This is a genomic window from Peribacillus sp. SIMBA_075 (assembly GCF_046534585.1).
The window spans coordinates 1-325 of record NZ_JAWRYN010000296.1 but is presented as its reverse complement, the minus strand read 5'-3'; the positions used below and the strand labels follow the sequence as shown (position 1 = coordinate 325).

1 protein-coding gene is annotated in these 325 nt (G+C 44.6%); it reads left to right on the top strand.

What is annotated here, in order from left to right:
* Nucleotides 1-289 (top strand): hypothetical protein (locus SB775_RS28310; protein ID WP_410864494.1); only part of this gene is annotated, 289 nt, incomplete at its 5' end.
* Between the last annotated feature and the right edge of the window lie 36 nt (nt 290-325).

Sequence of the window (325 nt, the reverse complement as noted above, 5' to 3'; positions counted from 1 at the left end):
CATCGCAAGTCAGCCCCAAATGTTCACGCCACAGTTTGCGAACTTTTCCCATCTCACTGTTATCGGTTTTACCTACACCAAGTTTGTTGAGATCAAGAGATCCGTCGGTATTCCTGTGAATCTTACTCAGCTCATCGCCATCTCTTATAGTGTCGGTTGTAACAAGGATAAAGGCCGAATTTGGGGCGGCTACTTCTTTGGCATCTCTAAGACGCTGAAGCAAGGATGTGGATTTAGCATTGATAAATTCCGGATCGATGAGATCTCTGAATCCAAACCTTCCAGCTGACACCACATGGAATTTGATCTGAAAATATTCAGCAGC